The following is a 25,791-nucleotide window of genomic DNA, read 5'->3' on the forward strand; positions in this document are numbered from 1 at the left end:
ACGCGGCGTGCAGCGGGCGTGTGCCCCGGGAGCGGCGGGGTCAGGCGTCGACGGGGACGGCGCTGACCGTGGTGTCGATCGTGCACTGGCCGAGCACCCGCGTGCCGACGTAGACCACGGCCGTCTGTCCGGGAGCGACCCCGTGCAGCGGCTCGTCGACGTCGATCACGAGCACGTCGTCCTGCACCCGGGCGGTCGCCGGCACCGGGTCGGCGTGCGCGCGGATCTGCACGTCGCAGGCGAACGGCGTGGCCGGGTCAGCCGGCGCCGTGCCCGCCCAGGTGAAGCGCGAGCCCGACATCGAGGTGACGGCGAGGGCTTCCTTCGGGCCGACGACGACGGTGTTGTCCTTCGGGCGGATCTCGAGCACGAACCGCGGCTTGCCGTCCGGCGCCGGACGACCGAGGGCCAGGCCGCGACGCTGTCCGACGGTGTAGCCGGTCGCGCCCTCGTGCGAGCCGACGACCGTGCCGTCCCGCTCGACGACCTCGCCGGGAGCCGTGCCGACGCGGTCCGCCAGCCAGCCGCGGGTGTCGCCGTCCGGGATGAAGCAGATGTCGTACGAGTCCGGCTTCTGGGCGACCGTCAGCCCGCGCTCGGCGGCCTCGGCCCGGACCTCGTCCTTCGACGGGGTCGCGCCGAGCGGGAACATGGCGTGCTGCAGCTGCTCGGCGGTCAGGACCCCGAGCACGTACGACTGGTCCTTCGCCCAGGCGGCCGACCGGTGCAGCTCGCGGGAGCCGTCCGGGCCGGTGACGATCGAGGCGTAGTGCCCGGTCGCGACGGCGTCGAAGCCCAGGGCCAGGGCCTTCTCGAGCAGCGCCGCGAACTTGATCCGCTCGTTGCAGCGCATGCAGGGGTTCGGGGTGCGGCCGGCCTGGTACTCGGCCACGAAGTCGTCGACGACGTCCTCCTTGAACCGGGCCGAGAAGTCCCACACGTAGTACGGGATCCCGAGGGCCGACGCGGCGCGCTGGGCGTCCATCGAGTCCTCGATGGTGCAGCACCCGCGGCTGCCGGTGCGCAGGGTGCCGGGCATCCGGCTCAGGGCCAGGTGCACGCCCACCACGTCGTGGCCGGCGTCGACCGCCCGGGCTGCGGCCACCGCCGAGTCGACACCACCGCTCATCGCCGCAAGAACACGCATGCCCCCAGGGTAACCCGCCGACGAAGCGGTACCGCTGGCGTACGGTTGGTCGAGCGATGGCCACGACGGGGAACGACTCATTCGACTTCCGGTCCGTCCTGCTGTCCGGGTTCCTGCCCGCAGCGCTCTTCGCGATCGGCGAGGGCGCGATCATCCCGATCATCCCGATCGCCGCCGACTCGCTCGGTGCCAGCCTGGCGTTCGCGGGCTTCGTCGCCTCGCTCATCCTGGTCGGCGAGCTCATCGGCGACGTGCCGTCCGGCATCGTCGTCGCCCGCATCGGTGAGCGGAATGCGATGATCGGCGCCGCACTCGTCTCGGTGGTCGGGCTCGTGGTCGCCACGACGGCCACGAACGCCTGGGTCCTGGCACTCGGGGTGTTCCTGGTCGGTGTCTCCACCGCGGTCTTCGCCCTCGCTCGGCACGCCTATATGACCACCGCGATCCCGCTGCGGATCCGCGCCAGGGCGTTGTCGAGCCTCGGCGGCGTCTTCCGCTTCGGCTACTTCGTCGGGCCGTTCATCGCCGCCGGTGTCATCCACCTGACCGGCACCACCAGCAGCGCCTTCTGGATCCACGTCGTCTGCTGCCTGGCGGCAGCGGTCGTGCTCCTGGTGCTGCGCGACCCGGCGACGGGCACACGCGGTCTGCGGTTGCCGCCACGAGCCTCCAGGCGGTCGACCGGCCACGGGGCGGACGCGAGCGACCACGCGACCGAACCGCCCGCCGACACGGGCGCGCAGTTCGTCCAGCAGGAGGCGCAGGGACTCTTCCGCACCATCCGCGCGAACGGGGCGGTCCTGCTACGGCTCGGCAGCGGCGCCGGCCTGATCGGCGCGATGCGCGCCGGGCGGCAGGTGATCCTGCCGCTGTGGGCGGTGAGCGTCGGCCTCGACGACTCGACCGCGGCGCTGGTGATCGGCATCGCCGGAGCGGTCGACTTCGCGCTGTTCTACACGAGCGGGCAGATCATGGACCGCTGGGGGCGGCTCGCGAGCGCCCTGCCCTGCATGCTCGGCCTGAGCATCAGCTACTTCCTGCTCGCCTGGAGCGGCCACCTGGACGCCCGGGTCGGCTGGTTCGTCGCGATCGCGATGGGCATGTCGCTGGCGAACGGCGTCGGTTCCGGCATCCTCATGACGCTCGGCGCGGACCTCGCCCCGCGCGACGCCCCGGCACCGTTCCTGGGGGCGTGGCGGTTCACCGGCGACTTCGGGTCGGCGGCGGCACCGCTCCTCATCTCCGGCGTGACCGCCGTCGCCTCCATCGCGGTCGCGAGCGGGGTCATGGGCGTGCTCGGCCTGGTCGGCGCGGGCATCCTGCTCCGCTACGTGCCCCGGTACCTGCCGCGCCCGTTGCGCTGACGCACGGCGCGCACCGTGCGCGCTGTCGCTTCGTGGCGCACCGTGCGCGCTCCTCCGCTCCGTGCGCCGTTGACCGCACCGTGCGCATCCGCAGTGCCGCACCCAGCCGCCGAGCTCGCACCGGGTCGCGGATCGCGCACAGTGCGTCCCACGGCCTGGAGGCCCGGTGCACGTCCGCCGCGCACCCCACGCTCGGTAGACTGCCGCTGCTCGCGGGAGTGGTGGAATCGGTAGACACGCAGGATTTAGGTTCCTGTGCCCCAGGCGTGAGGGTTCGAGTCCCTCCTTCCGCACCGAGTCCCCCCTGCCACACGGTTGCGGTCATCCGCACGCCTCGAGCAGGTCATTCCCGCGAGGGATGGCCCGGCCACTCCCGGGCGGTACCCTCGTCCCGCGGGTGTCCTCCCCGTGACCCCCGCCTCCACGACCGGAAGAACCATGCACTCCGTCGCACTCGCCCTGATCCCGTGGCTCGATCCGCAGTACATCCTCGACCACTTCGGGGCCATCGCCGTGCTCGTGGTCTGCGCGATCGTGTTCGCCGAGACCGGTCTGCTCATCGGCTTCATCTTCCCGGGCGACAGCCTGCTGGTCATCACCGGCCTGTTCGCCTTCGACCGCGGCGGCGAGATCGGCGGCATCCCGATCTGGGTCGCAGCGCTGATGATCGGCGCTGCCGCGTTCCTCGGCGGCGAGCTCGGGTACTACATCGGCAAGAAGGCCGGGCCACCGATCTTCGAACGCAAGGACAGCGGGCTCTTCTCGAAGGCCAACGTCGAGCGCACCAACGCGTTCTTCCACCGCTTCGGCCCCCTCGCCGTGATCCTGGCGCGCTTCGTGCCGGTCGTCCGCACCTTTGCCCCGATCGCCGCGGGCGTCGGCCGGATGGACTACAAGAAGTACTCGCTCTACAACGCCATCGGCGCCGTGGTCTGGGGCGTCGGGGTGACGTTCCTCGGGTACTTCATCGGGCACATCCCCTTCGTGGCGCACATCGTCCGCGAGTACATCGACATCATCCTGCTGGCCGCCGTCGTCGTGACCGTCGTGCCGATGGCGCTGACGTACCTGCGCAACGCCCGCAAGGCGAAGCACGCGAACGAGGCCGAGGCCGCCGCGACCCCGACGGTCGACCCGACGCTCTAGTCGCAGCACCGACTGTCCGGCGCGTCCGCGCGTCGACGGACAACGAAGTCGCCCCGGACCACGTGATCGCGTGGTCCGGGGCGACTTCGGTCGTTCGGAACGGAACGGGCGCCGGCGCTCAGACGCCGAAGTGCTCCCGGACGACCGGCGCGATCCCGCGGAACGCCTTGCTGCGGTGCGACAGCGCGTTCTTCTCGTCGCGGGTGAGCTCCGCCGACGAACGATCCGCGTCGTCCGGCCGGAACACCGGGTCGTAGCCGTGGCCGCCGTCGCCGACGGGTTCGGTCAGGACCTCGCCGTTCCAGACGGCCTCGACCACGTGCTCCTGACCGTCGGGTGTCACGAACGCGGCCGCGCACACGAAGGCGGCGGTGCGCTCGACGACGCCGTCCAGGTTCTGCAGCAGCATCGCGATGTTGTCGGCGTCCGACCGGGTGCCGGCGTACCGGGCCGAGTGGATGCCCGGTGCGCCGTCGAGTGCGTCGACGGCGATCCCAGAGTCGTCGGCGAGCGCCGGCAGCCCGGTGTGGGCGACCGCGGCACGGGCCTTGATCAGGGCGTTCGCCGCGTAGCTGTCGCCGTCCTCGACCGGCTCCGGACCGTCGTACCCGACGAGTTCGACGCCCTCGCCCAACGCCGACCCGAGGATCTCGCGCAGTTCGACGACCTTGCCCTGGTTGTGGGTGGCCAGCACCACCTCGCGGGACGTCACGCCAGGCCCAGGACCGAACGCTGGATCGCCGCGAGCGACTGGTTGCCGGCCAGGCCCAGGTCGAGCAGGACGTTCAGCTCGTCGCGGTCGAACGGCGCGTGCTCGGCGGTGCCCTGCACCTCGATGAACTTGCCCGACCCCGTCGTGACGATGTTCATGTCGGTGTCGGCGGCGGAGTCCTCGGTGTAGGCCAGGTCGAGCATCGGCTCGCCCTTGACGATCCCGACCGAGATCGCCTGCACGCTGTCGGTGAGCGGCGTGGCCTTCTTCGCGATGAAGCCCTTGGCGCGGCCCCACTCGATCGCGTCGACCATCGCGACGTACGCGCCCGTGATCGACGCCGTGCGGGTGCCGCCGTCGGCCTGCAGCACGTCGCAGTCGATGACCAGGGTGTTCTCGCCCAGGGCCTTCGTGTCGACGACGGCCCGGAGCGACCGGCCGATCAGGCGGGAGATCTCGTGCGTGCGGCCGCCGACCTTGCCCTTGATGGACTCGCGCTGCATGCGCTCGTTCGTCGACCGCGGCAGCATCGAGTACTCGGCGGTGACCCAGCCGGTGCCCTTGCCGGCGAGCCAGCGGGGCACGCCGTTGGTGAACGACGCGGTGCAGAGCACCCTGGTGTCACCGAACGAGATGAGCGCGCTGCCCTCGGCCTGCGAGCTCCACCCCCGCTCGATCGTGACGGGACGGTGGTCGTTGGCGGTGCGGCCGTCGACGCGGAGTGTGTCGGTCATGGGGTCCTTTCGGTGCGGGGCAGCGTGATGGCCCCCGTCTGGAGGTGGCCGACGCTCGAGACCTCGGGTCCGAGGAAGCGCCGGGCGAGCCGGATGAAGCCGTTCTTGTCGTCGCCCGTCGCCTCGAACGAGTAGGTCGGGGCGGTGGTCGCGGTGCGCTCGAGCCCGTGCTCCACGAGTCGGCGGTAGACGTCGTTCGCGGTCTCCTCGGCGCTGGAGACGAGCGTGACCTCCGGACCCATGACGAACTGGATCGCGGCGGACATCAGCGGGTAGTGGGTGCAGCCGAGCACCAGGGTGTCGACGTCGGCGGCGCGGATCGGGTCGAGGTACCCGGCCGCGACCGCACGGAGCGACGGCGACGAGGTGTCACCCGCCTCGACGAACTCGACGAACCGCGGGCACGCGGCCGTGGTCAGCCTGACGTCGGCGGCGACCGCGAAGGCGTCCTCGTAGGCGCGCGACGCGATGGTGCCGACGGTGCCGATGACCCCGATGCGGCCCGTCCGGGTCTGCTTGACGGCGGCGCGGGCAGCCGGCTGGATGACCTCGACCACCGGGATGCCGTACGCCTGCTCGTAGCGTTCGCGGGCGTCCCGGAGCACGGCGGACGAGGCGGTGTTGCACGCGATCACCAGCGCCTTGACACCCTGCTCGACCAGGTCGTCCATGACCTCGAGCGCGTAGCGGCGGACGTCCGCGATGGGCTTCGGACCGTAGGGCGAGTGCACGGTGTCCCCGACGTACCGGATGCTCTCGCGCGGGAGCTGGTCGATGATGGCGCGGGCCACCGTGAGCCCACCGACCCCGCTGTCGAAGACTCCGATCGGTGCATCCGTCACGGCACCAGCGTACCGACGCCCGCCGACGACCACCGACGCGACCACGCGCGCCACGCTGGCCGGGCGCACGGGGTGATCCGGGCCTCCCCACCGGCACGTCACTAGTGTCGGAGACGTGACCAGCGCGCTCCTGACGGACCAGTACGAACTCACCATGGTCGACGCGGCCCTGAAGGACGGGACCGCCGACCGGCGATGCGTCTTCGAGGTGTTCGCCCGGCGGCTGCCGGACGGCCGCCGCTACGGTGTCGCGGCCGGCCTCGGACGCTTCCTCACCGCCCTCGGCGACTTCCGCTTCGGCGACGAGGAGATCGGGTTCCTGCGCGACCGCGGCGTCATCGACGCCGGTACCGCGGCGTGGCTCGCCGACTACCGGTTCACCGGCGACGTCCGGGCGTACCGCGAGGGCGAGGTGTACTTCCCGAACTCCGGACGCTTCCTCACCGCCCTCGGCGACTTCCGCTTCGGCGACGAGGAGATCGGGTTCCTGCGCGACCGCGGCGTCATCGACGCCGGTACCGCGGCGTGGCTCGCCGACTACCGGTTCACCGGCGACGTCCGGGCGTACCGCGAGGGCGAGGTGTACTTCCCGAACTCCCCCATCCTGCAGATCGAGGGCACCTTCGCCGAGGCAGTCGTGCTCGAGACCCTCGCGCTGAGCATCTACAACGCGGACTCCGCGATCGCCTCGGCCGCCGCCCGCATGGTCTCCGCCGCAGACGGCCGCCCGCTCGCCGAGATGGGTTCCCGCCGCACTGGCGAGTGGAACGCCGTCGCCGCCGCCCGTGCCGCGTACATCGCCGGGTTCGGCGCGACGAGCAACCTCGAGGCCGGGCGCACCTGGGGCATCCCGACGATGGGCACCGCCGCGCACGCCTTCACGCTGCTGCACGACTCCGAGGAGCAGGCCTTCCGCTCGCAGCTCGACGCGCTCGGCAACGCCACGACCCTGCTCGTCGACACCTACGACATCGAGGCAGCCGTGGAGACCGCCGTCCGGCTCACCGACGGCAAGCTCGGCGGCGTCCGGATCGACAGCGGTGACCTGCCGTCGGTCGTCGCCGCGGTGCGCGCACAGCTCGACCGGCTCGGCGCGACGAGCACGAAGATCACGGTGACGAACGACCTCGACGAGTACACGATCGCCGCACTCCGAGCCGCCCCGGTGGACTCGTACGGCGTCGGGACCTCGGTGGTCTCCGGCTCGGGGCACCCCGCCGCCGGCATGGTGTTCAAGCTCGTCGCACACCGGGACGCCGACGGCGGTGACTGGGTCCCCGTCGCCAAGAAGTCGGCCGACAAGGCGTCGATCGGCGGCCGGAAGGAGGCGGGGCGACGCCTCCGCAACGGCGTCGCCACCGCCGAGGTCGTGCTCACCGGAGCGCAGGTCGGTCCGGATGAGCGACCGCTCCTCGTCCCCGTCGTCACCGGCGGCGAGGTCGACCCGGCGTTCCTCGGCACGCAGGGCGTCGAGGCCGCACGCGCGCACCACAAGCGCGCGAAGGCGGAACTGCCCGCCGACGCGTCGCGCATCGGACGTGGCGACCCCGCCATCCCGACCCTCGTGATCTGACGTCGCGGCGCGCGCCGCGCACATCGTGTCGCGTCGCGTCGCGTCCCCCGCTTGGTGAGCAGGAATGGTCGCCTGCCCGACGGCGACCCGACCGCTTCTGCTCACGATGCGCAGCCGGCGGACGCGGCAGACGGACAGGAGGCCCGTGGCGGCGTCGCCACGGGCCTCCTGTCCGCCTGTCGGTCGCGTCTACTCGGACTTCATCTTCTCGTAGATCGCCTTGCAGTCCGGGCAGACCGGGAACTTCTCCGGGTCGCGGCCCGGGATCCACTTCTTGCCGCACAGGGCCTTGACCGGCTTGCCGGACAGGGCCGACTGCAGGATCTTGTCCTTCTTGACGTAGTGCGAGAACCGCTCGTGGTCACCGGGTTCGATCGCTTCTTCTTCGAGGAGCTTCTCGAGCTCCCGGTCCATCACGTCGAGGCCGCCGCCTGGTTCCGTCATGCTCATGGCTCCAGGGTACGACGGTCCGCCCTCGGGCGCGCCGCCCGTCCCGCTCGTCGCGCTGTGCCGCTGGGCCGTTAGTCGCGCTGTGCCACTGGTTGCGTCGTGCCGCTAGTTGCGCTGTGCCGCGGCGAGCAGGTCGGGGCCGCGTCGGTCGAACAGGCGTCCGCCGACGGAGACACCGATGACGAGCACGACGGCACCGACCCCGATGCCCACCAGGAGCGTCAGCACCGACCACGGCTCCGGACCCTGCACGACGGCGAGCACCGCGAGACAGGCGGCGGGGACCGTGCAGAGCACGATGCCGATCACCATGGAGGCCTGCGCCACCGTCGCCGTGACGCCGGCGGCCTGCGGCTGCTGGAACGGGTGATCGCCCGGGCGCACCGTCGGGTACGGCATCAGCACCGACAGGACGCTCGACAGCCCGAGGCCGGACAGCAGTGCACTCGCACTCACACCGATGAGCAGCGGGAACGCCGCCCAGTCGCCGAACAGCCGTGCGGAGAGCGCGGCGCCGGCGACGATCGCGGGCGCTCCCACGACCAGCACGGGCACGACGCGACCGAGCCGATCGCTCCACCCGGGCGCACCGGAGGCGACGTGCAGCCACACGGCCGTGTTGTCGTAGGAGACGTCGTTGTGCGGCAGGAACCCGGCGATGAGGGCCATCAGCGGCAGCGGCACGAGCGCGGTCCACTGCCACGGCACCCCGGCGACACCGAGCGGGATCACGACGATCGGCACGAGCAGGATGATCAGGTACGACGTGCGGTACCGCGGGTCGCGCACCCAGTAGGTGAGCGCCCGGGCGGCGACGGCGGACACCGGGGCCGACCCGAAGCGGTCGAACCAGCCGAGGCCCTGGTACCGGCGAGTGCGGGGTCGGTCGTCGACGGTCTCGAGGGCACGGCCGACGAGCGACCACCACGCCCACGCGAGGAGTGCGACGACGACGACCGCGATCAGGAGCTTCAGGAGGCCGGCACCGACGTGGCCGCTCGCGACCTCGGCCGGCACGGCCCAGGCGGCGCCCCAGGGGGTCCACCCGGCGACGTCCGCGACGCGCTGCATCTCGGCGCCCTGCGGGTCGAGCCACTCGACGCGCAGCAACAGCGCCACCGTCGGGATCGAGAGGACGACGATGACGAGGGCCACCAGCCACCCGGCGTCCCGGGAGCGGTCCGGGCCGATCAGCCGCGAACCGACGGTGCAGCACACCCGGATCAGCAACGCGCAGGTCGCGACGCCGAGCAGACCACCGACGACCGCGAGCAGTCCGAGCCCGGGGTCACGGGCCCAGGCGACGACCTGACCGGCCGCGACGACGAGCACACCGATGACGGGGATGCCGACGAGTCCGGCGACCACGAGCCCGATCGCCAGGCGACGTCGCTCGATCCCGAACACGGCGAAGCGCCGCGGGTCGAGCTGGTCGCTCCGCCCGACGACGAGTGGCACGACCGTGAACCCGAAGGCGATCAGGGTGCCGACGGGCACGACCACGGCGCGTGCGACGTCCGGGTCGGCATCGCCGAGCGCGATCGTCCGCGACGCGACGAACACGGCGGCGAGGAGACCGACGAGGCTGGCGAGCACGACGGCGACGGAACGGCGGGCGGTGCCGCGGACCTCGCCCGCGAGCAGGTCCGCCCTCAGCCGGAGAAGCTGTGCAACCATTCCATGCTCTCTGCGACGACACGACCGCCGGCGAGTTCGACGAACTTGTCCTCGAGGCTCTTGCGGCCGCGGACCTGGGCCATGGTGCCGGACGCCAGGACCTTGCCGCCGACGATGATGGCGACCGAGTCGCAGGTGCGCTGCACGAGCTCCATCGAGTGGCTCGACAGCACCACGGTGCCGCCGCCCCGGGTGTAGCGGCGCAGGATGTCCGTGATCGTCGCGGCGCTCACCGGGTCGACCGACTCGAACGGCTCGTCGAGCACGAGCACCCGCGGTGAGTGGATGAGGGTCGCGGCCAGGGCGATCTTCTTCGCCATGCCGACGGAGTAGTCGGCGACCTGGCGTCCGAGCGCCTCGCCCAGCCCGAAGGCCTCGGCGAGGTCGGCGCTGCGCTTCCGGGCGGTGGTGCCATCGAGCCCGCGGAGCGTGGCCGAGTAGTACAGCAGCTGCGCACCGGTCAGCCGGTCGAACAGGCGGAGCCGGTCCGGCAGGACCCCGAGGCTCCGCTTCGCGGCCGTGGGGTCGGCCCACACGTCGTGGTCGAGCACGGTCACCGAGCCGGCGTCGGGGCGCAGCAGTCCGGTGATCATCGAGAGGGTCGTCGTCTTGCCGGCGCCGTTCGGGCCGACCACGCCGAAGATCGAGCCCTGCCGGATCTCGAGGTCCACCTCGTCGACGGCCAGGGTCTGTCCGTACCGCTTCACCAGGCCGCTCGCCGCGAGCACCACGGGCTGGAGCGTCTGGGGTTGCTTCGGCGCGGCGGCGCGGGGTGCACGCTTCTTCACCGCGGGCGAAGCGGCGCTGGTCGCCTGGTCGGCGTCGCCCGTCGCGTCGTCGGCGGCCGTCGGCGCGGGAGGCTCGGCCTCGGTCCGCGGGGCGGCCTTCGTCGGGCGCTTGGTGCGTCCCTTGCCGCCGCGCGCCTTCGCGGGGCGCGGCGCGGCTGCCGGGGTCGGGGCGTCTGCCGGGCCCGAAGCCTCGTCGGAGCGGGCGTCCGTCACGCCGTCGGCGCGGGTGCCCGTCGTCTCGACGGTGCTGGCGCCCGTCGTCTCCCCGGTGCGGGTGACCGTCGTCTCGCCGGTCATCGCGTCATCAGTGGCGGTGTCGTCCGCATCCGTGTCCCCCGTGTCGTCGTCTGCTGCGTCCTCCGCAGCCGCGGCGGTGTCCGCGTCGTCGGCGTCCCCCGCCTCGGTCATCCAGGCAGCGTCGGCCGTGGCGTACACGTCCTCGTTCTCTGCTCGCGCTGGCATCGACCCACCGTACCAACGCTCTCCGACCGGCGGGGACCGAGTCGGCCAGGGTCACGAATTGAGTACGAAGCGCGCCGACCCGTACCCAGCGAGGGGGTGTTTCCGTATCATTCACCAGGGCACGAAGGAGTGTTCACCACTTGGAAACCTGCTCCAGCAGGCGATCCCGGCGGCCTCCTCGCAGCGACTTCCACGTCGACGCGACCGGTTCTCGGGCAACTCGGACGTTGGAAGCGCAGACTCGACGAGGCCCGCCCGTACCCCAGGGTGCGCGGGCGGACACCAGAAGGGACCAGCATGACCACGCAGATCGTGATCCTCGCAGCGGGGATGGGCAGCCGGCTCGGCCGCAGCCTGCCGAAGCCGCTCACGGAGCTCAGTGACGGCCGCACCATCATGCAGCAGCAGTTCGACAACATCCGCGCCGCGTTCGGTTCGAGCGCCCGCGTGACGATCGTCGTCGGCTACAAGTCGGAGCACATCGTCGAGGCCTTCCCCGAAGCGAACTTCGTCTACAACGAGTCGTACGACTCCACGAACACCTCGAAGAGCCTGCTGCGCGCGCTCAAGGCCACCGGCAAGAGCGGTGTCCTCTGGATGAACGGCGACGTGGTCTTCGACCCGATGGCGCTCGTCCGCGCGGCCGACATGATCGACGAAGGCCGTTCCTTCGTCAGCGTCAACACCGACAAGGTCTCCGACGAAGAGGTCAAGTACACGGTCGACGCCGAGGGCTTCATCCACAAGCTGTCCAAGCAGGTCGTCGGGGGTCTCGGCGAAGCCGTCGGGATCAACTACGTCTCCGCGGCCGACAAGCAGGCCCTCATCCGTCAGCTCGGTCGCGTCGACGACCAGGAGTACTTCGAGGGCGGCATCGAAGCTGCCATCGCCGAGGACGGGCTACGCTGGACGCCGATCGACATCTCCGACCTGTACGCGGTCGAGATCGACTTCGCCGAGGACCTCGAGCGCGCGAACAACCTGTTCGCCTGAACCACCCGTCAGGACCCCTCGGCGGTTCCGCCCGAAGGGAAACCGTGACCACAGCGAGTGCGCCGACCGCGCCCGCGGCTGCCGCACCTGCGAGCGCCCGGAGCGCCGGTCGGCGCTATCGTCAGGCCCTCTGGCTGCTGACCGTCCGCGACCTCCGCGTCCGCTACTCGACGTCAGCGCTCGGCTACGTGTGGTCGATCCTCGACCCGCTCGTGATGTCGGGGATCTACTGGTTCGTCTTCACGCAGGTCTTCCACCGCGGTTCCGTCGGTGAAGATCCGTACATCGTGTTCCTGCTGTCCGCGCTGCTGCCGTGGATGTGGTTCACCGGCGGGGTCTCGGACTCCACCCGGGCGTTCATCAAGGAATCGAAGCTCATCCGCTCCACCACCATCCCCCGCACGATCTGGGTGGCACGGATCGACGCGTCGAAGGGCATCGAGTTCCTGCTGAGCCTGCCGGTCCTGGCGGCCTTCGCGATCGCGACGGGTGCGCACCTGCACTGGCAGGTCGTGTTCTTCCCGTTGGCGATCGTGCTGCAGTGCGCGCTGGTCTACGGCCTGGGGCTCATCGTCGCGCCGCTCGTGGTCTTCTTCCGCGACCTCGAGCGGGCCACCAAGCTCGTCCTGCGGTTCCTGTTCTACGCGTCCCCGATCATCTACGGCACCCACGCGCTGCCCTCTGCACTGCGCGACATCGCCGCGGTCAACCCGCTCACCGGCATCTTCGGCATGTACCGTGCGGCGTTCTTCCCGGGCCAGCTCGACTGGCTCGAGGTCTGCGCGTCGGTGGTCGTGACCGGCATCGTGCTCGTGATCGGGTTCGCGGTGTTCCGCCGCAGCGAGCACCGCGTGCTGAAGGAGCTGTGATGACCGCGACCGACCAGACCCGGCGCACCGAGACCGTCGCACCGGTCATCTCCGTCCGCGGCGCCGGCATCTGCTTCAAACGCAACCGTCGGGCGAGCCGGAACTTCAAGGACCTGTTCGCCGGGCGTGGACGCCGCAAGCGCGCCGACGAGTTCTGGGCCCTGCGCAACGTGTCGTTCGACGTCCGCCCGGGCGAGGCGATCGGGGTCGTGGGACGGAACGGCCAGGGCAAGTCGACCCTGCTGAAGCTGGTGGCCCAGGTCATGTTGCCCGACGAGGGCCGCGTCGACGTGGGCGCCGGCGTCGCGCCGCTCATCGAGATCACCGGTGGGTTCGTCGGCGACCTCACGGTCCGGGACAACGTGTACCTGACGGCCGGTCTGCACGGCATGTCACGGGCCGAGATCCGCGATGCCTTCGACGAGATCATCGAGTTCGCCGAGATCGCGGACTTCGTCGACACCCCGTACAAGCACCTGTCGAGCGGCATGAAGGTCCGCATCGCGTTCGCCGTGATCTCCCGGCTCGACGAACCGGTCATCCTGGTCGACGAGGTCCTGGCCGTGGGCGACAAGGCCTTCCGCGAGAAGTGCTACAAGCGCATCGAGGAGCTCCTGGCCGGCGGTCGGACGCTGTTCTTCGTCTCCCACAGCGACAAGGACCTCCGTCGTTTCTGCGATCGCGGGCTCTACCTCGACAAGGGTCGTCTGCAGCTCGACGGCACCATCGAGGCCGCGCTCGCCCGGTACGCGGCGGACTACGGCTCCTGACCGGCCGGGGTACTCCCCCGCACGAACGCGCGCACCGGTGGCCCCCTCCACAGCCCCCGGTCCTCGTGGCCGCAACCGGGGTCCCGCCGTCGGACCCTCCCCCTAACGTTCCCCCCATGCACCACCCACCAACCGCGTACGCCGTCCCGTTCGCCGTCGACCGATCGCACGCACCGCGCCGGTACGACCTCGTCAACACCGGCTCCGAGCCGGTCGACGGGCTCTCCCTCACCCATCTGGGCAACGGCTACTGCCCACCGCTCGCGGTGCGTCGCCTCGACCCGGGCCGTTCGCTGTCCCTGGCGGTCTTCGGTGCCGACCCCGAGGACACCGGGGTCGTCATCGTGCGGTGGCGCCGACCCGACCGCTCCGAGTACCTCTGGCGGATGTCGCTCGTCGGGCCGGGCCTCCAGCCGTGACGCGGCCCGAGCACCCGGCACCGGAGATCCGGGGTGACGACGGAGCGTCAGCGCCCGTCGCGTTCGGCGGCGACGGTCCGCCACCGTTCCAGCAGCCACTCCACGGCGGCGTGGAACCGCTCCGTGGCGGCGCCCGGCGTCGTGTCGCCGAAGTACCGGGCGACCCAGTGCTGCAGACGTGCGAGCTCCTCGGCGTCGCTCGCAGCGGCGTCGACGCGGGCGATCACCGATGTGGCGTCGGCCGCGGTCAACCAGTTCGCGTCGCTCAGGTACCCACGCTCGTCGACGTCGGCCTCGGGCGAGACCGGACGCGTGACGATGAGCGGCTTGCCCACCGCGAGCCGGTCGTAGATCATCGCGCTGATGTCGGTGATCGCCACGTCGGCGTCCGCCAGCTGCCAGCCCAGGTCACCACCGTCGTCGTACAGGTGGTGCGCCGCAGGGTCGGCGGTGTTCGCGGCGCTGATCGCCGCGACGATCCGTACGTGCGCCGCGCGGTACGCCGGGTCGAGCACGCCGCTGCGCGGGTGCGGGCGGTACACCAGACGGTGTCGGGGCGACGCGAGCACCTGGTCCGCGATGACCGTGCCGTGCGACGCGATCGACCCGTACGCCGCGGCGCCGCGGTCGCCCTCCCACGTCGGGGCGTAGAGCACGACGGTCCGGTCGTCGTCCGGGTACGGAGCCGCTCCGGCGAAGTGGTCGGCCTGTGGGCGTCCGATCGCGATCGTCCGGGCGTCCAGGTCGTAGTCCCACAGCGCCTCGGCCAGTCGGTCACGCGCGGCATCGCCCGCGACCAGGGCGTAGTCGTACGCCTTGAACTGGTTCGTGGTCATGTACATCTTGTCGCTCTCGCCGTGGTTGACGAAGACGTGCCACATCCGCCCGTACCGCATCATCTGGAAGTTGCGGGCGTTCTGGTTGACGTACAGCACTACCTTCGGCGCCTGGGTGTCGACGAAGTGCTCGAGGTCGACCACCTGCCGGGCGTAGACCGCGGGCACGGGCGACTCGTCGAGCAGCGTCAGCATGGTCCCCGGGCTCCGCGAGATGATCGCCACCGGGTGCGTCTTCGCGAGCTCGGCCAGCGGTGCGTACCACTGACGCACCTGGTACATGTTGACCGGGCCGTCGGCGAAGTACACGGCGATCTCGATCGAACCGGGCTTCGGCTGCCGCGCGGACGGCAGTCGCTGTGCGAGCTGACGACGGCTCCGGCGTGACGTCAGGAGTCGCTCGGCGAGCCGCAGTGCGGTCCGTAGGTCGCTGATGATCGACATGGTGCTTCTTCCGGGTCTGCTCTGGCGGGACGGGGCTGACGGGTCAGACGACCGGTGGCCGCCCTGCGATGGTCATCCGTGCGACTGTGAGCCAGCCCATCGGGCGGGCCGGTCCGCAGTCGGTCGTCCAGCCTTCACGGATCGCTCCGAACCAGGTGGCCAGCCGGCGGGGATGACGCCACCAACGCGCGACCTGGATCACGGCCCACGACCCGACGTACAGCGGCCGCAGCACCGCCGGCAGGTTCCGGCGAGCGAGCCACACCCGGTTGCGGGCGTTCAACCGGTAGTACTCGGCGTGCCGTGCCGGGTCGATAGCGGGGTGGTGCGCGACGAGGTCCCCGGCGTACCAGGTCCGTCGCCCGGCGTCCCAGACGCGCCAGGCGAGCTCGATGCCCTCGTGGGCGTAGAAGTACTCGGCGCCCCAGCCACCGACGACCCGGTACACGTCCATCGGCAGCACGACGGCGCCTTCCCAGACCGAGAAGACCGGCGACGAGTGGTCCGGTTCGCCCTTGCGGATGCGCGGCACCCACCGGCGCGGGTTCGCGGCGCCCGTGGGGTCGACGACCCGTGGTTGCACGAGGCCCAGCGACGGGTCGTGCTCGAACAGCGCGACCGCGTCACGCAGGAACGTCGGCGACGGCACGGATGCGTCGTCGTCGAGGAAGAACACGTAGTCGCCGTCGACCGCCTCGGCCCCGGCGTTCCGCCCCGCCGGGATCCCGACGTTCTCGGGCAGGGCCAGCGCGCGCACGCCGTCCGGCAGCCCGGTCGGCGCCCAGCCGTTGCCGACGCAGACGACGTCGAGCTCAACACCCTGCTGCGCGAGCACACTGTCCAGACCGCGGCGCAGGTCGTCCGGCCGGGTGCCCTGCGACAGGCTCACGACGGCGACGCGCGGTCGTTCGCGGTGCACCACCGCGTGGCGACGGCCGGTGCCGGGGACGGTCGTGCCCTCGGTCACGCCTTGACCCGCTTCGACGCGATGATCGCCAGGAAGTGCCCGGCCGTCGCGAGCACGGCCAGCGGCAGCAGTGCACCGACCAGGATCCGGCTGGCCAGCGGGTCGCCGATCACCAGGGCGACCAGGGCGAAGACGAAGGCGAGCATGCTCAGCTCGACCGAGTGGTACAGACGGTGGAACGGCAGGAACTTCGCCAGTCGGCGGAGCGAGGCGAGCTTGCGGCCGGACGGCGCGGTGGAGGCGTCCCGCCGGTCGACCAGCTTGTCGAGCCCGGCGTTCGCGCGGGCCACGTGCACCATGTCGTTGAGGGCCTTGTTCAGCACGATGACCAGGCCGAGTGCGCAGCCGATCGTGGTCCACATCCAGTCCGCGTCGTGGATCGGCCACGTGGCGGCCCGGATGCCGAACGCGACCGGGATCAACCCCTCGGTCGTGTAGTGCCCGACCTTGTCCAGGAACACACCGGCGGGCGACTTGGTGCCACGCCACCGTGCGACCTCACCGTCGGAGCAGTCGACGAGCATCTGCAGCTGGCCGAGCACCAGCGCCAGTGCCGCGCCCCAGATGCCCGGGATCAGCAGGGCGGCAGCGACGCTCCACCCGACCAGGATCATCAGGCCGGTGACCTGGTTCGCACTGACACGGGTCTTCAGGAGCACCCAGGTCAGGTACGGCGAGACGTCGCGCAGGTACAGCGATGCGGTCCAGTGCTCGGCGTTGGCGCGCGCACGGACCTCGTCCGGCTGGGCGACGGCGCGGAGTTCGGCGATCGAGGTCGGCCGTGCGGATCCGCGGCCGGTCGTGGGCTGGTCGGTCATTCGGTCACCGTCCCGTGTGGGTGGTCAGCTCGGACGTGCGGGTCAGGAACCCGATGATGAACCCGAGCCCCCATCCCACGTGGATGCAGGGCAGCACGACGAGCAGCCAGAGGAGCGTCGGCAACCCGGAACGGCGCGCCACCGCGACCGACCCGAGCACGACGAAGAGCAGGTAGACGACGGGCACCACGAACCCGAGCAGCGCCCAGGCGAGCGGGGTGGCCAGCGCGGCGCCGACGATGCCGACGAGCCCGGCGACGATGCCCAGGGCCATCGCCGCGACCATGGCCGGCGGCACGAAGTACCGCAGCCCGTTGTTCGCCGGGAACCGACGGGCGAGCTCGCCGCGCCAGAGACCGGTGGCGACGAACTGCCGCACCAGGCGCTTCAGGCTCGGCCGCGGGCGGTACGTGACGACGAGCTCCGGCGTGAACCAGACGGTCCCGCCGGTCTGCCGCAGCCGCCGGTTGAGCTCCCAGTCCTGTCCGCGCTTGATGCCCTCGTCGAAGAGTCCGACGTCGAACAGCCGCTCCCGTCGGAACACCCCGAGGTAGGCGGTCTCGGCCGGGCCGGCGGTGCCGCCGACGTGGTGCGGCGTGCCACCCAAGCCGACGCGACTGCCGTAGGCCAGCGCGACGGCCCGTTCGAAGGGGGTCCGGCCCTCGGCGCGCATGATCCCGCCGACGTTGTCCGCACCGGAGTCCAGGAGCGTGCGCACCGCGATGCGCGTGTAGTCGGTGGGCAGGACCGAGTGCGCGTCGACACGGATGACGACGGGGTGCACGGACGCCCGGATCGCGACGTTCAGCCCGGCGGGCGTCGAGCCGATCGGGTTGTCGATCGCGCGGATCCGCGGGTCGGCTGCGCTCATCTCGGCGACGAGCTCGTTCGTGCCGTCGATCGACGGTCCGAGCGCGAGGATGACCTCGAACGGGCCCGTGTAGTCCTGGTCGAGCAGACTGCCCACGGCGGCCCGGACCTCGGTGACCTCGTTGAGCACGGGCATCACGTACGAGACGCCCGGCAGGGGCTGTCCGTCTGACTGCATGCGTACCTCGGGGTGCTGGCTGGCGGCACGGGACGCACCGGGGCGGTGCCGCCCCGCAGAGCGACCATGAGCCTATCAAGAGGCCGAACCGCTCACCTGCGTCGGCGCGGGACGCACCCCGTGACGGACGGGAGGCCCGGCGCACGTCGTGCCCCGGGCCTCCTGTCCGCCGTGTGGTGGCGTCAGCCCTTGCTGTCGAACGTCCCCAGCTTCACGTCGGCCTGGCGGGTCTGGCCGTCGCGGATGAAGCTGATCGTCGTCGAGGCGCCACCCGCGAAGAAGCGCACCTGCGCGGTCAGGTCGGTGGCGTTCGAGACGGACGCCGAGCCGATCTTGGTGACGACGTCGCCCTTCTGCAGACCGGCCTTCGCCGCGGCACCGCCGTTGGAGACCGACTTGATGAGAGCGCCCACCTGCGTGGCGCTGGCCTCGTCGGTGGCGTCGCCGACGGTTGCGCCGAGGAGACCGTGGGTCGCCGAACCGTTGTCCTTGATCTCGTTCGCGACCCGCTTGACCAGGTTCGCCGGGATCGAGAAGCCGACGCCGATGCTGCCGGCGGCCGACTCCGACGACGACGAGCTGCCGGCCGAGGCGATGGCCACGTTGATGCCGATCAGGCGGCCCTTCGAGTCGAGCAGTGCGCCGCCGGAATTGCCCGGGTTGATCGACGCATCGGTCTGGATGACCGGGAGCGAGACCGTGGTGTTCGCCGACGAGCTGCTGCCGTTGTCCCCGTTTCCCCAGAAGTCGAAGGGACCCGAGCCGCCGTTGCCGCCCTCGTTCGAGTCGCCGCCCTCGCTGGGGGCGCTCGAGGTGACCTGGATGCTGCGGTTCAGCGTCGAGACGATGCCGTCGGTGACGGTGTTCGACAGACCGAGCGGAGCGCCGATCGCGACCGCGGTGTCGCCGACGTTGAGCTTGGACGAGTCCGCGAACTCCATCGGCTTGAGGTCGGTCGCGTCGATCTTGATGACCGCGAGGTCGACCGTCGGGTCGGTGCCGATGAGCTTGCCCGCGTAGATCTTGCCGTTCGAGGTCGTCACGGTGATGCGGCCGTTCGAGCTGTCGCCGTCGAGGGTGACCACGTGGGTGTTGGTGACGATGTAGCCGTCCTTGCTCATCACCACACCGGAACCGGTGCCGGCCTCGTTGCTCGCGGACACGTTGATGGTGACGACCGACGGGGTGGCCTGTGCCGCGACGGCGGTGACCACGGTGGCGGAGTCGTAGTCGTTGACGGTCAGGTTGCCGCCCTGCGACGAACCGGAGGACACGACGCTGCCCCCGTCGTTGGTCGCCGACGAGGCGAGCCACCCGGCGCCGCCACCCACGAGCCCCGCAACGACGACACCGGCGATGATCGGCAGGAGCAGCTTGTTGCGGCCCGAGCGGTCCTTCGTCGTCGTGGTCGCGGCTGCGCCGGAGGCGTCGTCGCTGAAGTAGTGGCCGTTGCGCTGGTTCGAACCGTCGACGTCACCGAAGCCGCTCGTGGCCGACTGCGGGGCCGGTGCGGACGCGGTCGCGTACTCGGAGGACGAGCTCGGCGCGGCCGAGGACGTCGGCTGGGCGTACTCGCCGTAGCGGGGACGGTCGCCGACCGGCTGGCCGTACGGCGACTGCTGGCCGTACGGCGACTGCTGGCCGTACGGCGACTGCTGGCCGGCGGGGTTCTGGGGCTGCTGGCCGTACTGCGACGGCTGGCCGTACTGCGTCGGCTGGCCGTACTGCGACGGCTGGCCGTACTGGCTCTGCTGGCCGTACGGGTTCTGGCTCTGCTGGGCCTGCTGGCCGTACTGCGACTGCTGTCCGTACGGGTTCTGGCTCGGCTGCGGCTGCGACTGGCCGTACGGTGACGTCTGCTGCCCGTATCCGCCCTGCTTCGCACCCGAGGAGTCACCGGAGACAGCCGGGTACGGTGCGGTGTAGCGGTCGGTCGGGTGCTCCGTCGACGACGGGATCACGTCCGTGTTGTCCGGGGTCGTCTCGTCGCTCGGGTTCTGGTTCTGGTTGTGGTTGTGGTTCTCGTCCTGGTTCGGGCGAGGGGTCTCGTCCGGCTGGTCGGAGTCGTTCGGCATCGACGTGTTCCCTCTCGTGGCCGCTACTGCGGCGTCCTCACTGGCGGCAGGCGGAGCCGCATCGTCCGGACGGCGGTCGTCGCCCTGCCCGTTGGGCGTGGTGTCGGTCATGCTGGACGTGCTCCTTTCAAGCTCGTGCAGTCTGTCGCAAGCACCTGAGCGGTCCTTCTGTCGAGGCTGCGAGCCACCCCTGGCGATCTTATGCGTGCGCTGAACGACGGGACCCAGTCCACAGCGGGACGGACAGCTAGGTTGGGGACCGTTCAGCGCGACACGTCGTCGCCCGCACCGGAGGGAACCACATGCGCCAGGCAGGACCGTGGCTGCGAGCCGCCGACGGAGCGATGCTGCTGGGCCCCGACGGGGTCCCCGCACCGACGGTGTTCGCCGAGATGAGCGCCCTCGCCGCCACCACCGGTGCGGTCAACCTGGGGCAGGGCTTCCCGGACGAGGACGGTCCGGCCGCGGTGCTCGAGGCCGCGGTGCAGGCGATCCGCGACGGCGTGAACCAGTACCCGCCGGGCCGCGGCACCCCCGACCTGCAAGCGGCGATCGCCGAGCACCAGCAGCGGTGGTACGGCCTCCAGGTCGACCCCGACCGCGAGGTCCTGGTCACTGCCGGCGCGACCGATGCGCTGGCCGCGACGCTCCTCGCCCTGGTCGAGCCCGGCGACGAGGTGATCACCTTCGAGCCGTTCTACGACGCCTACGGGGCACTCGTCCGGCTCGCCGGCGGCGTGCACGTCACGGTCCCCCTCACCGCACCCGACTTCCTGCCCGACGAGCGGACGCTCCGGGCGGCCTTCACCGACCGCACCCGCGCCGTGCTCGTGAACACCCCGCACAACCCGACCGGACGGGTCCTGCCCGCCGAGGTCCTGCAGACGATCGTCGACCTGGCCACCGAGCGCGACGCCGTGATCATCACCGACGAGGTCTACGAGCACCTGACGTTCGACGTCCCGCACACGCCCATCGCCACCCTGCCGGGCGCCGCCGAGCGGACCGTCTCGGTGTCGAGCGCTGGCAAGACCTTCAACACGACCGGCTGGAAGATCGGCTGGCTCACCGCTCCCCCGGCACTCGTCGACGCGATCACGACGGTCAAGCAGTACCTGACGTTCGTGAACGGCGCACCCTTCCAGCCGGCCGTCGCCGTGGGCCTCCGTCTGCCCGACACCGTGTTCACCGGCATCGCCGCCGACCTGCGCGCGAAGCACGAACTGCTCGCCGACGGGCTGACGGCAGCGGGCTTCGACGTGATGCGACCGGACGGCGGGTACTTCGTCCTCGCCGACGCCGCCCCCCTCGGGTACGACGACGCCCGCGCGTTCTGCCTCGAGCTGCCCGCCCTGGCCGGGGTCGCCGGGGTGCCGGTCTCGGCGTTCGTCCGCCCGGACCACGTCGCCGGGTACCGGTCCCTGGTGCGCTTCGCGTTCTGCAAGCGTCGGAGCGTGCTCGAGGACGCCGCCGCACGTCTGGCGACCCTCGGATCGCGCCCACGCGCCTGAGACGCGACCGCGTCGGGACGCGACCGCGTCGGGACGCGACGGACGTGTCAGCGCTGCCCCGGGCCTCCAGGCGGGGTGCGCACGGACACGTCGTAGCGCCGCAGCGACAGCGACGGGTTCACCCGACGGACGGTGTCCGTGACGGTGGTGTCGATCGTGGCGGTGAGCAGGCCCGGCGCGGCGCCGGCCGAGGCGACCGCGACGCCCGACGGGTCGAGGACGACCGAACCGCCGATCCCGATCGGCGGCGTCTGGCCGACCCCGACAACCCAGACGGTGTTCTCGATCGCACGTGCGGTGAGGAGCGTTCGCCAGTGGTGTTCCTTGCCGGGGCCACGCACCCACTCGGCAGGGAGCACGACGACGTCGGCCGCACCGGTCTCCGGGGCGGCGAGTCGACGGGTGACCTCCGGGAACCGCAGGTCGTAGCAGGTCTCGAGACCGATGCGGAGCCCGCCGAGTGTGAAGACCGGGAGCTGCTCCGGGTCGCCGGACTCGATGCGGTCGGACTCCCGCGAGCCGAACGCGTCGTAGAGGTGGACCTTCCGGTACGTCGCCGCCAGGTCCCCCGAGGGGAGCACCGCGACCAGGGTGTTCCGGAAACGCTGTGGCGTGTCCGCCGACTCGGCGACCCCGACGACCAGGGCGATGCCCGTCGCCCGGGCGATGTCGCGGAGGCCCGTGACGAACGGGCCGTCCAACGGCTGCGCGGCGGCCACGAACCGATCGTCGATGTCTGCGGAGAAGTACGAGGTGTACTCCGGCGTGACGAGGAGGTCCGCGCCCCGGGCTGCCGCGTCGACGGCGGCGGTGCGCACGGTGGCGAGGTTGGCGACGGGATCGTCCACGGGGGCGAACTGCGCCGCCGCGATCGTGAGGGTGGCCATGCGGCGAGCGTACCCGGGGGCCGGCACACGAAGAAGGCCCCGGTCCTGTCGGACCGGGGCCTTCATGTGACGCTTGGTTGCGGGGGCAGGATTTGAACCTACGACCTCTGGGTTATGAGCCCAGCGAGCTACCGAACTGCTCCACCCCGCGGCACGTTTAGAAGCCTACACGGGGCCGTGGCGGGACACAAATCGAGCGCCCCGCCACGGTGTGTCAGTTGTCGTTCTCGGCTGCTGTCGCTGCCTCGATCGCGTCCTGGAGGCGCTGGTCGGCTTCCGCCGCAGCGACCAGGTCGTTGTCGGCGTAGGCCTCCTGGCGGTCCTGCAGGGCCGCCTTGGCCTCGGACAGCGCCTTCTGCAGCGCGTCGTTGTCGGTCGAGCCGGAGCCCGTCGAACCACCGGTCGAACCCTCGCCCGAGCCCTCGCCCGACCCGGACGAACCCGAACCGGAGCCCGCGTCCGAGCCGGATCCGCTGCCGGAACCGGAACCGGACCCGCTGCCGCTGCCGCTCGCACCGGAGTCACCCGCTGCGGCGCCCGAGTCACCACCGAACAGCGAGTTCAGGGCCTCGTCGAGGGTGTCCTCGAACGCGATCTTGTCACCGAAGGCCACCAGGACCTTCTGCAACAGCGGGTAGGAACCACCCGAGGTCGACTGGACGTAGACGGGCTGGACGTAGAGGAACCCACCACCGACCGGGAGCGTGAGCAGGTTGCCCTGCTTCACGGTCGAGTTGCCGCGCTTCAGGATGTTCAGCTCCTGCGACACGTTCGAGTCACCGTTGAACAGGCTCTGCACCTGTCCGGGCCCTGGGATGTTGTCGGTCTTCGGCATCGTCAACAGCGTGAGCTTGCCGTAGCCCGACCCCTTCTCGCCCTTGCCGGCACCACCTGCATCGGAGTTCACCGCCAGGTAGCCGGTCAACACGTTGCGGTTGTTCGCGCCCGCGGTCTGCTGTGGGATGTACGTCGTGTACAGCGAGTAGGCGGTCCCCTGCCCCGGCACCTTCATGGTCAGGTAGTACGGGTCCTGCAGGTTCGCGCGGTTGGCCGTCGTCGTGGTCTGCGCCCCGAGCGCGTTCGTCGACGTCGCCGCGGTGTCGGCGTCACTGTCGGACGTCGCCGTGCTCGTCGGTTCCTGCGGGGTGTTCCACGCGTCGTCACCCGAGTAGAACGAGTTGGCGTTGGTCACGTGGTACGTGCCGAGGATCGAGCGCTGCACCTTGAACAGGTCGGTCGGGTACCGCACGTGGTCGAGGAGTTCGGCGCTCATGCTCGACACCGGCTTCATCGACGTCGGGAAGATCTTCTGCCACGTCTTCAGGACCGGGTCCTTCGTGTCCCACGTGTACAGGGTCACCTTGCCCGTGTAGGCGTCGACCGTGGCCTTCACCGAGTTCCGGATGTAGTTCACCTGGTCGGTGCGGTACGTCGAGGACTCGGCACCCGCGATGCTGTCCGACAGGCTCTGGCTCTGCGAGTACGGGTAGGCGTCGCTCGTGGTGTAGCCGTCCACGACCCACTGGATGCGGTGGTTGACGATCGCCGGGTAGGCGTCGCTGTCGACGGTCAGGTACGGCGCCGCCTTCTGCACACGGGTGATCGGGTCGCGGTCGTAGAGGATCTGCGAGTCCTTGTTCACCGCGTTCGAGAGCAGGATCTGCTCCGACTGGAACTTCGCGGCGTAGACGAGCCGGTTGAAGAAGTTGCCGAGGCTCGGCCCGCCGTTCCCGGCGTACGTGGTGGTGGCGTTGCCGCCGTTGTCGTCGTCGGAGCCGGACGGGTAGTCGAGCTCGACGTTCTTCGTGCCCTTCGGCGCACCGACGATCGAGTACGGCGGCGAGGTCTCACCGAAGTACACGCGCTGCTGGAAGTCGCCCAGCGCACCGTTCGACGGGATGCCGGACTCGAGGAACACCGGCTTGCCGTCACTCGCGCGCTGGTTGCCGTAGGCCGCGGTGACGCCGTACCCGTGGGTGTAGACGAACGCCCGGTTGTACTGGGTGTTCGCGGCCGAGCTGAGGCCGTCGAGGTCGATGTCGCGGACCGCGATCACGGTGTCCTCGGTCTCGCCCTTGACGTCGTAGCGGTCGACGTCGAGCTCCTTCGGGAACTGGTAGTACTGCCGGTACTGCTGCAGCTGGCTGAACGTGTCGGAGACGATCTTCGGGTCGATCAGGCGGATGTTGGCCGTCGTCTGGGCGTCCTGCGCCAGTGCGCCGGAGCTCGCCTCGGTCGTGGCGTCGTAGTTCTGCTCCTCGACACCGGCGACCCCGTACGCGTCACGGGTGGCCTTGATGTTCCGCTCGATGTAGGCGGACTCGAAGGTCCGCTCCGAGGGCTTCACCTGCAGCCGCTGGACGACCCACGGGTAGATGCCGCCGATCACGATCGCGGCGACGAGCAGCAGGCCGGTGCCGACGATCGAGATGCGCCAGCGGCCGATGACCGCCGTCAGGATGAAGAGCAGCGCGACGATCGCTGCGATGCCCGCCATGATCTCGCGACCCGGGATCACCGCGTTGACATCGGTGTACTGGGCACCGGTGATGAGCGAGTTCGACTTCGTCAGCGCCGCGTACTGGTCGAGCCAGAGGCTGACCGCCTGCAGCGCGATGTAGAGCGCCGCAGTGACCGCGAGCTGGATGCGCGCAGCGCGGGAGATCCGGACCTCACGACCACCGAAGCGGAGTGCGCCGTAGAGGTAGCTCGCGGCGAGCGCGGCGAGTCCGGCGATCAGGACGACGGCCGACGAGTAGGCCACGATCGAGCGCCAGAAGGGCAGCTCGAACACGTAGAACCCGATGTCCAGGCCGAACTGCGGATCGGTCTTGCCGAACGGCGTCCGGTTGAAGTACTCGAGGACCATGCTCCAGCGGCCGGCCGTCGAGAGCCCGGCGAAGATGCCGAGCACCACGGGGATGCTGATCATGACGGCGCGCCGCAGCGGCTCGATGACCTGCTGGTAGCGGTCGAGCTGCGAGTTGAGCTTCGCGTAGACCGGACGGAACCGGAACGCGAGCGCGATGCTCACGAAGACCGGGACCGCCATGCCGAGGAAGCCGGCCACGAACATCAGCGTGCCGGCGATCCACCGGGTCGTGAGGACCTGCTGGAATCCGAGCTGCGCGAACCACGCGTAGTCGGTGTACAGGCTGGCGAAGATGAAGAAGGCGATCACCAGTGCGGCCAGCACGATGATCGTGACCACGATCGGGACCCGCGGCGAGCGCCGCCCCGAGGTGGACGAGGTTGTCGT

The 25,791-nt window shown here is 70.8% G+C and carries 22 protein-coding genes and 2 tRNA genes; 9 read left to right on the top strand and 15 right to left on the bottom strand.

Translation table 11 applies throughout. The features are described from left to right. Window positions 1–40: 40 nt before the first annotated feature. Window positions 41–1,147, bottom strand: a complete 1,107-nt coding sequence (gene mnmA / locus H489_RS27710) for a tRNA 2-thiouridine(34) synthase MnmA (RefSeq protein ID WP_031259645.1) — start codon at window positions 1,145–1,147, stop codon at window positions 41–43. A gap of 56 nt (window positions 1,148–1,203) precedes the next feature. On the opposite strand from mnmA, the gene H489_RS27715 reads away from it, so the two are divergent. The 3 genes from H489_RS27715 (at window position 1,204) to H489_RS27725 (ending at window position 3,657) form a co-directional block, all read left to right on the top strand. Continuing rightward, a complete protein-coding gene (locus tag H489_RS27715; RefSeq protein ID WP_017887010.1) occupies window positions 1,204–2,511 on the top strand; it encodes an MFS transporter in 1,308 nt (435 codons plus the stop codon). Between the two features lie 212 nt (window positions 2,512–2,723). Then, window positions 2,724–2,804: transfer RNA gene (locus H489_RS27720), tRNA-Leu, on the top strand. A 145-nt stretch (window positions 2,805–2,949) separates the two neighbouring features. Beyond that, window positions 2,950–3,657 (top strand): DedA family protein, encoded by a 708-nt coding sequence (locus H489_RS27725; protein ID WP_017887011.1) that lies wholly within the window; start codon window positions 2,950–2,952, stop codon window positions 3,655–3,657. A gap of 118 nt (window positions 3,658–3,775) precedes the next feature. Here H489_RS27725 and rdgB read toward each other — a convergent pair whose 3' ends face one another. The 3 genes from rdgB to murI are packed head-to-tail and all read right to left on the bottom strand — an operon-like array spanning window position 3,776 to window position 5,945. Next, window positions 3,776–4,369 carry an RdgB/HAM1 family non-canonical purine NTP pyrophosphatase gene (rdgB, locus tag H489_RS27730; RefSeq protein WP_017887012.1) on the bottom strand — a complete coding sequence of 198 codons (594 nt, stop codon included), beginning with the start codon at window positions 4,367–4,369 and terminating at the stop codon, window positions 3,776–3,778. Next, on the bottom strand, window positions 4,366–5,103 hold the full coding sequence (rph, locus tag H489_RS27735) for a ribonuclease PH (RefSeq protein WP_017887013.1): 738 nt from the start codon (window positions 5,101–5,103) through the stop codon (window positions 4,366–4,368). Before rph ends, rdgB begins: the two co-directional genes overlap by 4 nt. Further along, complete coding sequence (gene murI, locus H489_RS27740) at window positions 5,100–5,945, bottom strand: glutamate racemase (protein ID WP_031259647.1); 846 nt, start codon at window positions 5,943–5,945, stop codon at window positions 5,100–5,102. The genes rph and murI overlap by 4 nt, the downstream gene beginning before the upstream one ends. Before the next feature lie 115 nt (window positions 5,946–6,060). Here murI and H489_RS27745 point away from each other — a divergent pair, with 115 nt between their 5' ends. Next, the gene (locus H489_RS27745) at window positions 6,061–7,518 is read left to right on the top strand and encodes a nicotinate phosphoribosyltransferase (RefSeq protein ID WP_017887015.1); all 1,458 of its coding nucleotides are present in this window, start codon (window positions 6,061–6,063) and stop codon (window positions 7,516–7,518) included. 189 nt (window positions 7,519–7,707) lie between these two features. Here the strand turns inward: H489_RS27745 and H489_RS27750 are convergent, their stop codons facing one another. The 3 genes from H489_RS27750 to H489_RS0118940 all read right to left on the bottom strand — a co-directional run bounded on the left by H489_RS27750 (window position 7,708) and on the right by H489_RS0118940 (window position 10,895). Continuing rightward, the gene (locus tag H489_RS27750) at window positions 7,708–7,968 is read right to left on the bottom strand and encodes a DUF3039 domain-containing protein (RefSeq protein ID WP_017887016.1); all 261 of its coding nucleotides are present in this window, start codon (window positions 7,966–7,968) and stop codon (window positions 7,708–7,710) included. A gap of 105 nt (window positions 7,969–8,073) precedes the next feature. Continuing rightward, the gene (locus H489_RS27755; RefSeq protein WP_017887017.1) at window positions 8,074–9,645 is read right to left on the bottom strand and encodes a hypothetical protein; all 1,572 of its coding nucleotides are present in this window, start codon (window positions 9,643–9,645) and stop codon (window positions 8,074–8,076) included. Further along, on the bottom strand, window positions 9,621–10,895 hold the full coding sequence (locus H489_RS0118940; RefSeq protein ID WP_235045675.1) for an ABC transporter ATP-binding protein: 1,275 nt from the start codon (window positions 10,893–10,895) through the stop codon (window positions 9,621–9,623). Before H489_RS0118940 ends, H489_RS27755 begins: the two co-directional genes overlap by 25 nt. 297 nt (window positions 10,896–11,192) lie before the next feature. Between H489_RS0118940 and H489_RS27760 the strand changes: the two genes are divergently transcribed. The 4 genes from H489_RS27760 to H489_RS27775 all read left to right on the top strand — a co-directional run bounded on the left by H489_RS27760 (window position 11,193) and on the right by H489_RS27775 (window position 13,946). Beyond that, window positions 11,193–11,888, top strand: coding sequence for an NTP transferase domain-containing protein (locus tag H489_RS27760; protein WP_017887019.1), 696 nt, complete (start codon window positions 11,193–11,195; stop codon window positions 11,886–11,888). A gap of 44 nt (window positions 11,889–11,932) precedes the next feature. Further along, a complete protein-coding gene (locus H489_RS27765) occupies window positions 11,933–12,757 on the top strand; it encodes an ABC transporter permease (RefSeq protein WP_017887020.1) in 825 nt (274 codons plus the stop codon). Continuing rightward, entirely contained in the window at window positions 12,757–13,527 is a 771-nt protein-coding gene (locus tag H489_RS27770; RefSeq protein WP_017887021.1) for an ABC transporter ATP-binding protein, read from the top strand. The genes H489_RS27765 and H489_RS27770 overlap by 1 nt, the downstream gene beginning before the upstream one ends. A 116-nt stretch (window positions 13,528–13,643) precedes the next feature. Beyond that, complete coding sequence (locus H489_RS27775; RefSeq protein WP_017887022.1) at window positions 13,644–13,946, top strand: hypothetical protein; 303 nt, start codon at window positions 13,644–13,646, stop codon at window positions 13,944–13,946. Between the two features lie 47 nt (window positions 13,947–13,993). Here H489_RS27775 and H489_RS27780 read toward each other — a convergent pair whose 3' ends face one another. The 5 genes from H489_RS27780 to H489_RS27800 form a co-directional block, all read right to left on the bottom strand. Further along, window positions 13,994–15,226: a CDP-glycerol glycerophosphotransferase family protein gene (locus H489_RS27780; protein WP_017887023.1), complete on the bottom strand. Its 1,233-nt coding sequence runs from the start codon at window positions 15,224–15,226 to the stop codon at window positions 13,994–13,996. Window positions 15,227–15,269: 43 nt separating this feature from the next. Then, window positions 15,270–16,193 carry a glycosyltransferase gene (locus H489_RS27785; protein WP_017887024.1) on the bottom strand — a complete coding sequence of 308 codons (924 nt, stop codon included), beginning with the start codon at window positions 16,191–16,193 and terminating at the stop codon, window positions 15,270–15,272. Further along, entirely contained in the window at window positions 16,190–17,011 is an 822-nt protein-coding gene (locus tag H489_RS27790; RefSeq protein ID WP_017887025.1) for a CDP-alcohol phosphatidyltransferase family protein, read from the bottom strand. Before H489_RS27790 ends, H489_RS27785 begins: the two co-directional genes overlap by 4 nt. A 4-nt stretch (window positions 17,012–17,015) precedes the next feature. Then, the gene (locus tag H489_RS27795; protein WP_017887026.1) at window positions 17,016–18,059 is read right to left on the bottom strand and encodes a glycosyltransferase family 2 protein; all 1,044 of its coding nucleotides are present in this window, start codon (window positions 18,057–18,059) and stop codon (window positions 17,016–17,018) included. A gap of 182 nt (window positions 18,060–18,241) precedes the next feature. Then, window positions 18,242–20,245: a trypsin-like peptidase domain-containing protein gene (locus H489_RS27800; RefSeq protein WP_235045676.1), complete on the bottom strand. Its 2,004-nt coding sequence runs from the start codon at window positions 20,243–20,245 to the stop codon at window positions 18,242–18,244. 191 nt (window positions 20,246–20,436) lie between these two features. On the opposite strand from H489_RS27800, the gene H489_RS27805 reads away from it, so the two are divergent. Next, window positions 20,437–21,645, top strand: coding sequence for an aminotransferase class I/II-fold pyridoxal phosphate-dependent enzyme (locus tag H489_RS27805; RefSeq protein ID WP_017887028.1), 1,209 nt, complete (start codon window positions 20,437–20,439; stop codon window positions 21,643–21,645). A 47-nt stretch (window positions 21,646–21,692) separates the two neighbouring features. Here H489_RS27805 and H489_RS27810 read toward each other — a convergent pair whose 3' ends face one another. The 3 genes from H489_RS27810 to H489_RS27820 all read right to left on the bottom strand — a co-directional run bounded on the left by H489_RS27810 (window position 21,693) and on the right by H489_RS27820 (window position 25,743). After that, the gene (locus H489_RS27810; RefSeq protein ID WP_031259658.1) at window positions 21,693–22,532 is read right to left on the bottom strand and encodes a carbon-nitrogen hydrolase family protein; all 840 of its coding nucleotides are present in this window, start codon (window positions 22,530–22,532) and stop codon (window positions 21,693–21,695) included. A gap of 74 nt (window positions 22,533–22,606) precedes the next feature. Then, window positions 22,607–22,683, bottom strand: a tRNA-Met gene (locus tag H489_RS27815). A gap of 63 nt (window positions 22,684–22,746) precedes the next feature. Then, window positions 22,747–25,743: a UPF0182 family protein gene (locus H489_RS27820; RefSeq protein ID WP_017887030.1), complete on the bottom strand. Its 2,997-nt coding sequence runs from the start codon at window positions 25,741–25,743 to the stop codon at window positions 22,747–22,749. Window positions 25,744–25,791: the final 48 nt, after the last annotated feature.

Origin of the sequence: Curtobacterium flaccumfaciens UCD-AKU, assembly GCF_000349565.1 — a bacterium.
Classification (GTDB): Bacteria; Actinomycetota; Actinomycetes; order Actinomycetales; family Microbacteriaceae; genus Curtobacterium; species Curtobacterium poinsettiae.

What these genes read in the sequence shown, in the direction of transcription:
- H489_RS27805 (WP_017887028.1), top strand. Translation starts at nt 20,437, where the DNA reads ATGCGCCAGGCAGGACCGTGGCTGCGAGCCGCCGACGGAGCGATGCTG.
- H489_RS27775 (WP_017887022.1), top strand. Translation starts at nt 13,644, where the DNA reads ATGCACCACCCACCAACCGCGTACGCCGTCCCGTTCGCCGTCGACCGA.
- H489_RS27755 (WP_017887017.1), bottom strand. Translation starts at nt 9,645, where the DNA reads ATGGTTGCACAGCTTCTCCGGCTGAGGGCGGACCTGCTCGCGGGCGAG.
- H489_RS27725 (WP_017887011.1), top strand. Translation starts at nt 2,950, where the DNA reads ATGCACTCCGTCGCACTCGCCCTGATCCCGTGGCTCGATCCGCAGTAC.
- H489_RS27715 (WP_017887010.1), top strand. Translation starts at nt 1,204, where the DNA reads ATGGCCACGACGGGGAACGACTCATTCGACTTCCGGTCCGTCCTGCTG.
- H489_RS27760 (WP_017887019.1), top strand. Translation starts at nt 11,193, where the DNA reads ATGACCACGCAGATCGTGATCCTCGCAGCGGGGATGGGCAGCCGGCTC.
- H489_RS27795 (WP_017887026.1), bottom strand. Translation starts at nt 18,059, where the DNA reads ATGCAGTCAGACGGACAGCCCCTGCCGGGCGTCTCGTACGTGATGCCC.
- mnmA (WP_031259645.1), bottom strand. Translation starts at nt 1,147, where the DNA reads ATGCGTGTTCTTGCGGCGATGAGCGGTGGTGTCGACTCGGCGGTGGCC.
- H489_RS27770 (WP_017887021.1), top strand. Translation starts at nt 12,757, where the DNA reads ATGACCGCGACCGACCAGACCCGGCGCACCGAGACCGTCGCACCGGTC.
- H489_RS27810 (WP_031259658.1), bottom strand. Translation starts at nt 22,532, where the DNA reads ATGGCCACCCTCACGATCGCGGCGGCGCAGTTCGCCCCCGTGGACGAT.
- H489_RS0118940 (WP_235045675.1), bottom strand. Translation starts at nt 10,895, where the DNA reads ATGCCAGCGCGAGCAGAGAACGAGGACGTGTACGCCACGGCCGACGCT.
- H489_RS27750 (WP_017887016.1), bottom strand. Translation starts at nt 7,968, where the DNA reads ATGAGCATGACGGAACCAGGCGGCGGCCTCGACGTGATGGACCGGGAG.
- H489_RS27780 (WP_017887023.1), bottom strand. Translation starts at nt 15,226, where the DNA reads ATGTCGATCATCAGCGACCTACGGACCGCACTGCGGCTCGCCGAGCGA.
- rph (WP_017887013.1), bottom strand. Translation starts at nt 5,103, where the DNA reads ATGACCGACACACTCCGCGTCGACGGCCGCACCGCCAACGACCACCGT.
- H489_RS27800 (WP_235045676.1), bottom strand. Translation starts at nt 20,245, where the DNA reads ATGACCGACACCACGCCCAACGGGCAGGGCGACGACCGCCGTCCGGAC.
- H489_RS27790 (WP_017887025.1), bottom strand. Translation starts at nt 17,011, where the DNA reads ATGACCGACCAGCCCACGACCGGCCGCGGATCCGCACGGCCGACCTCG.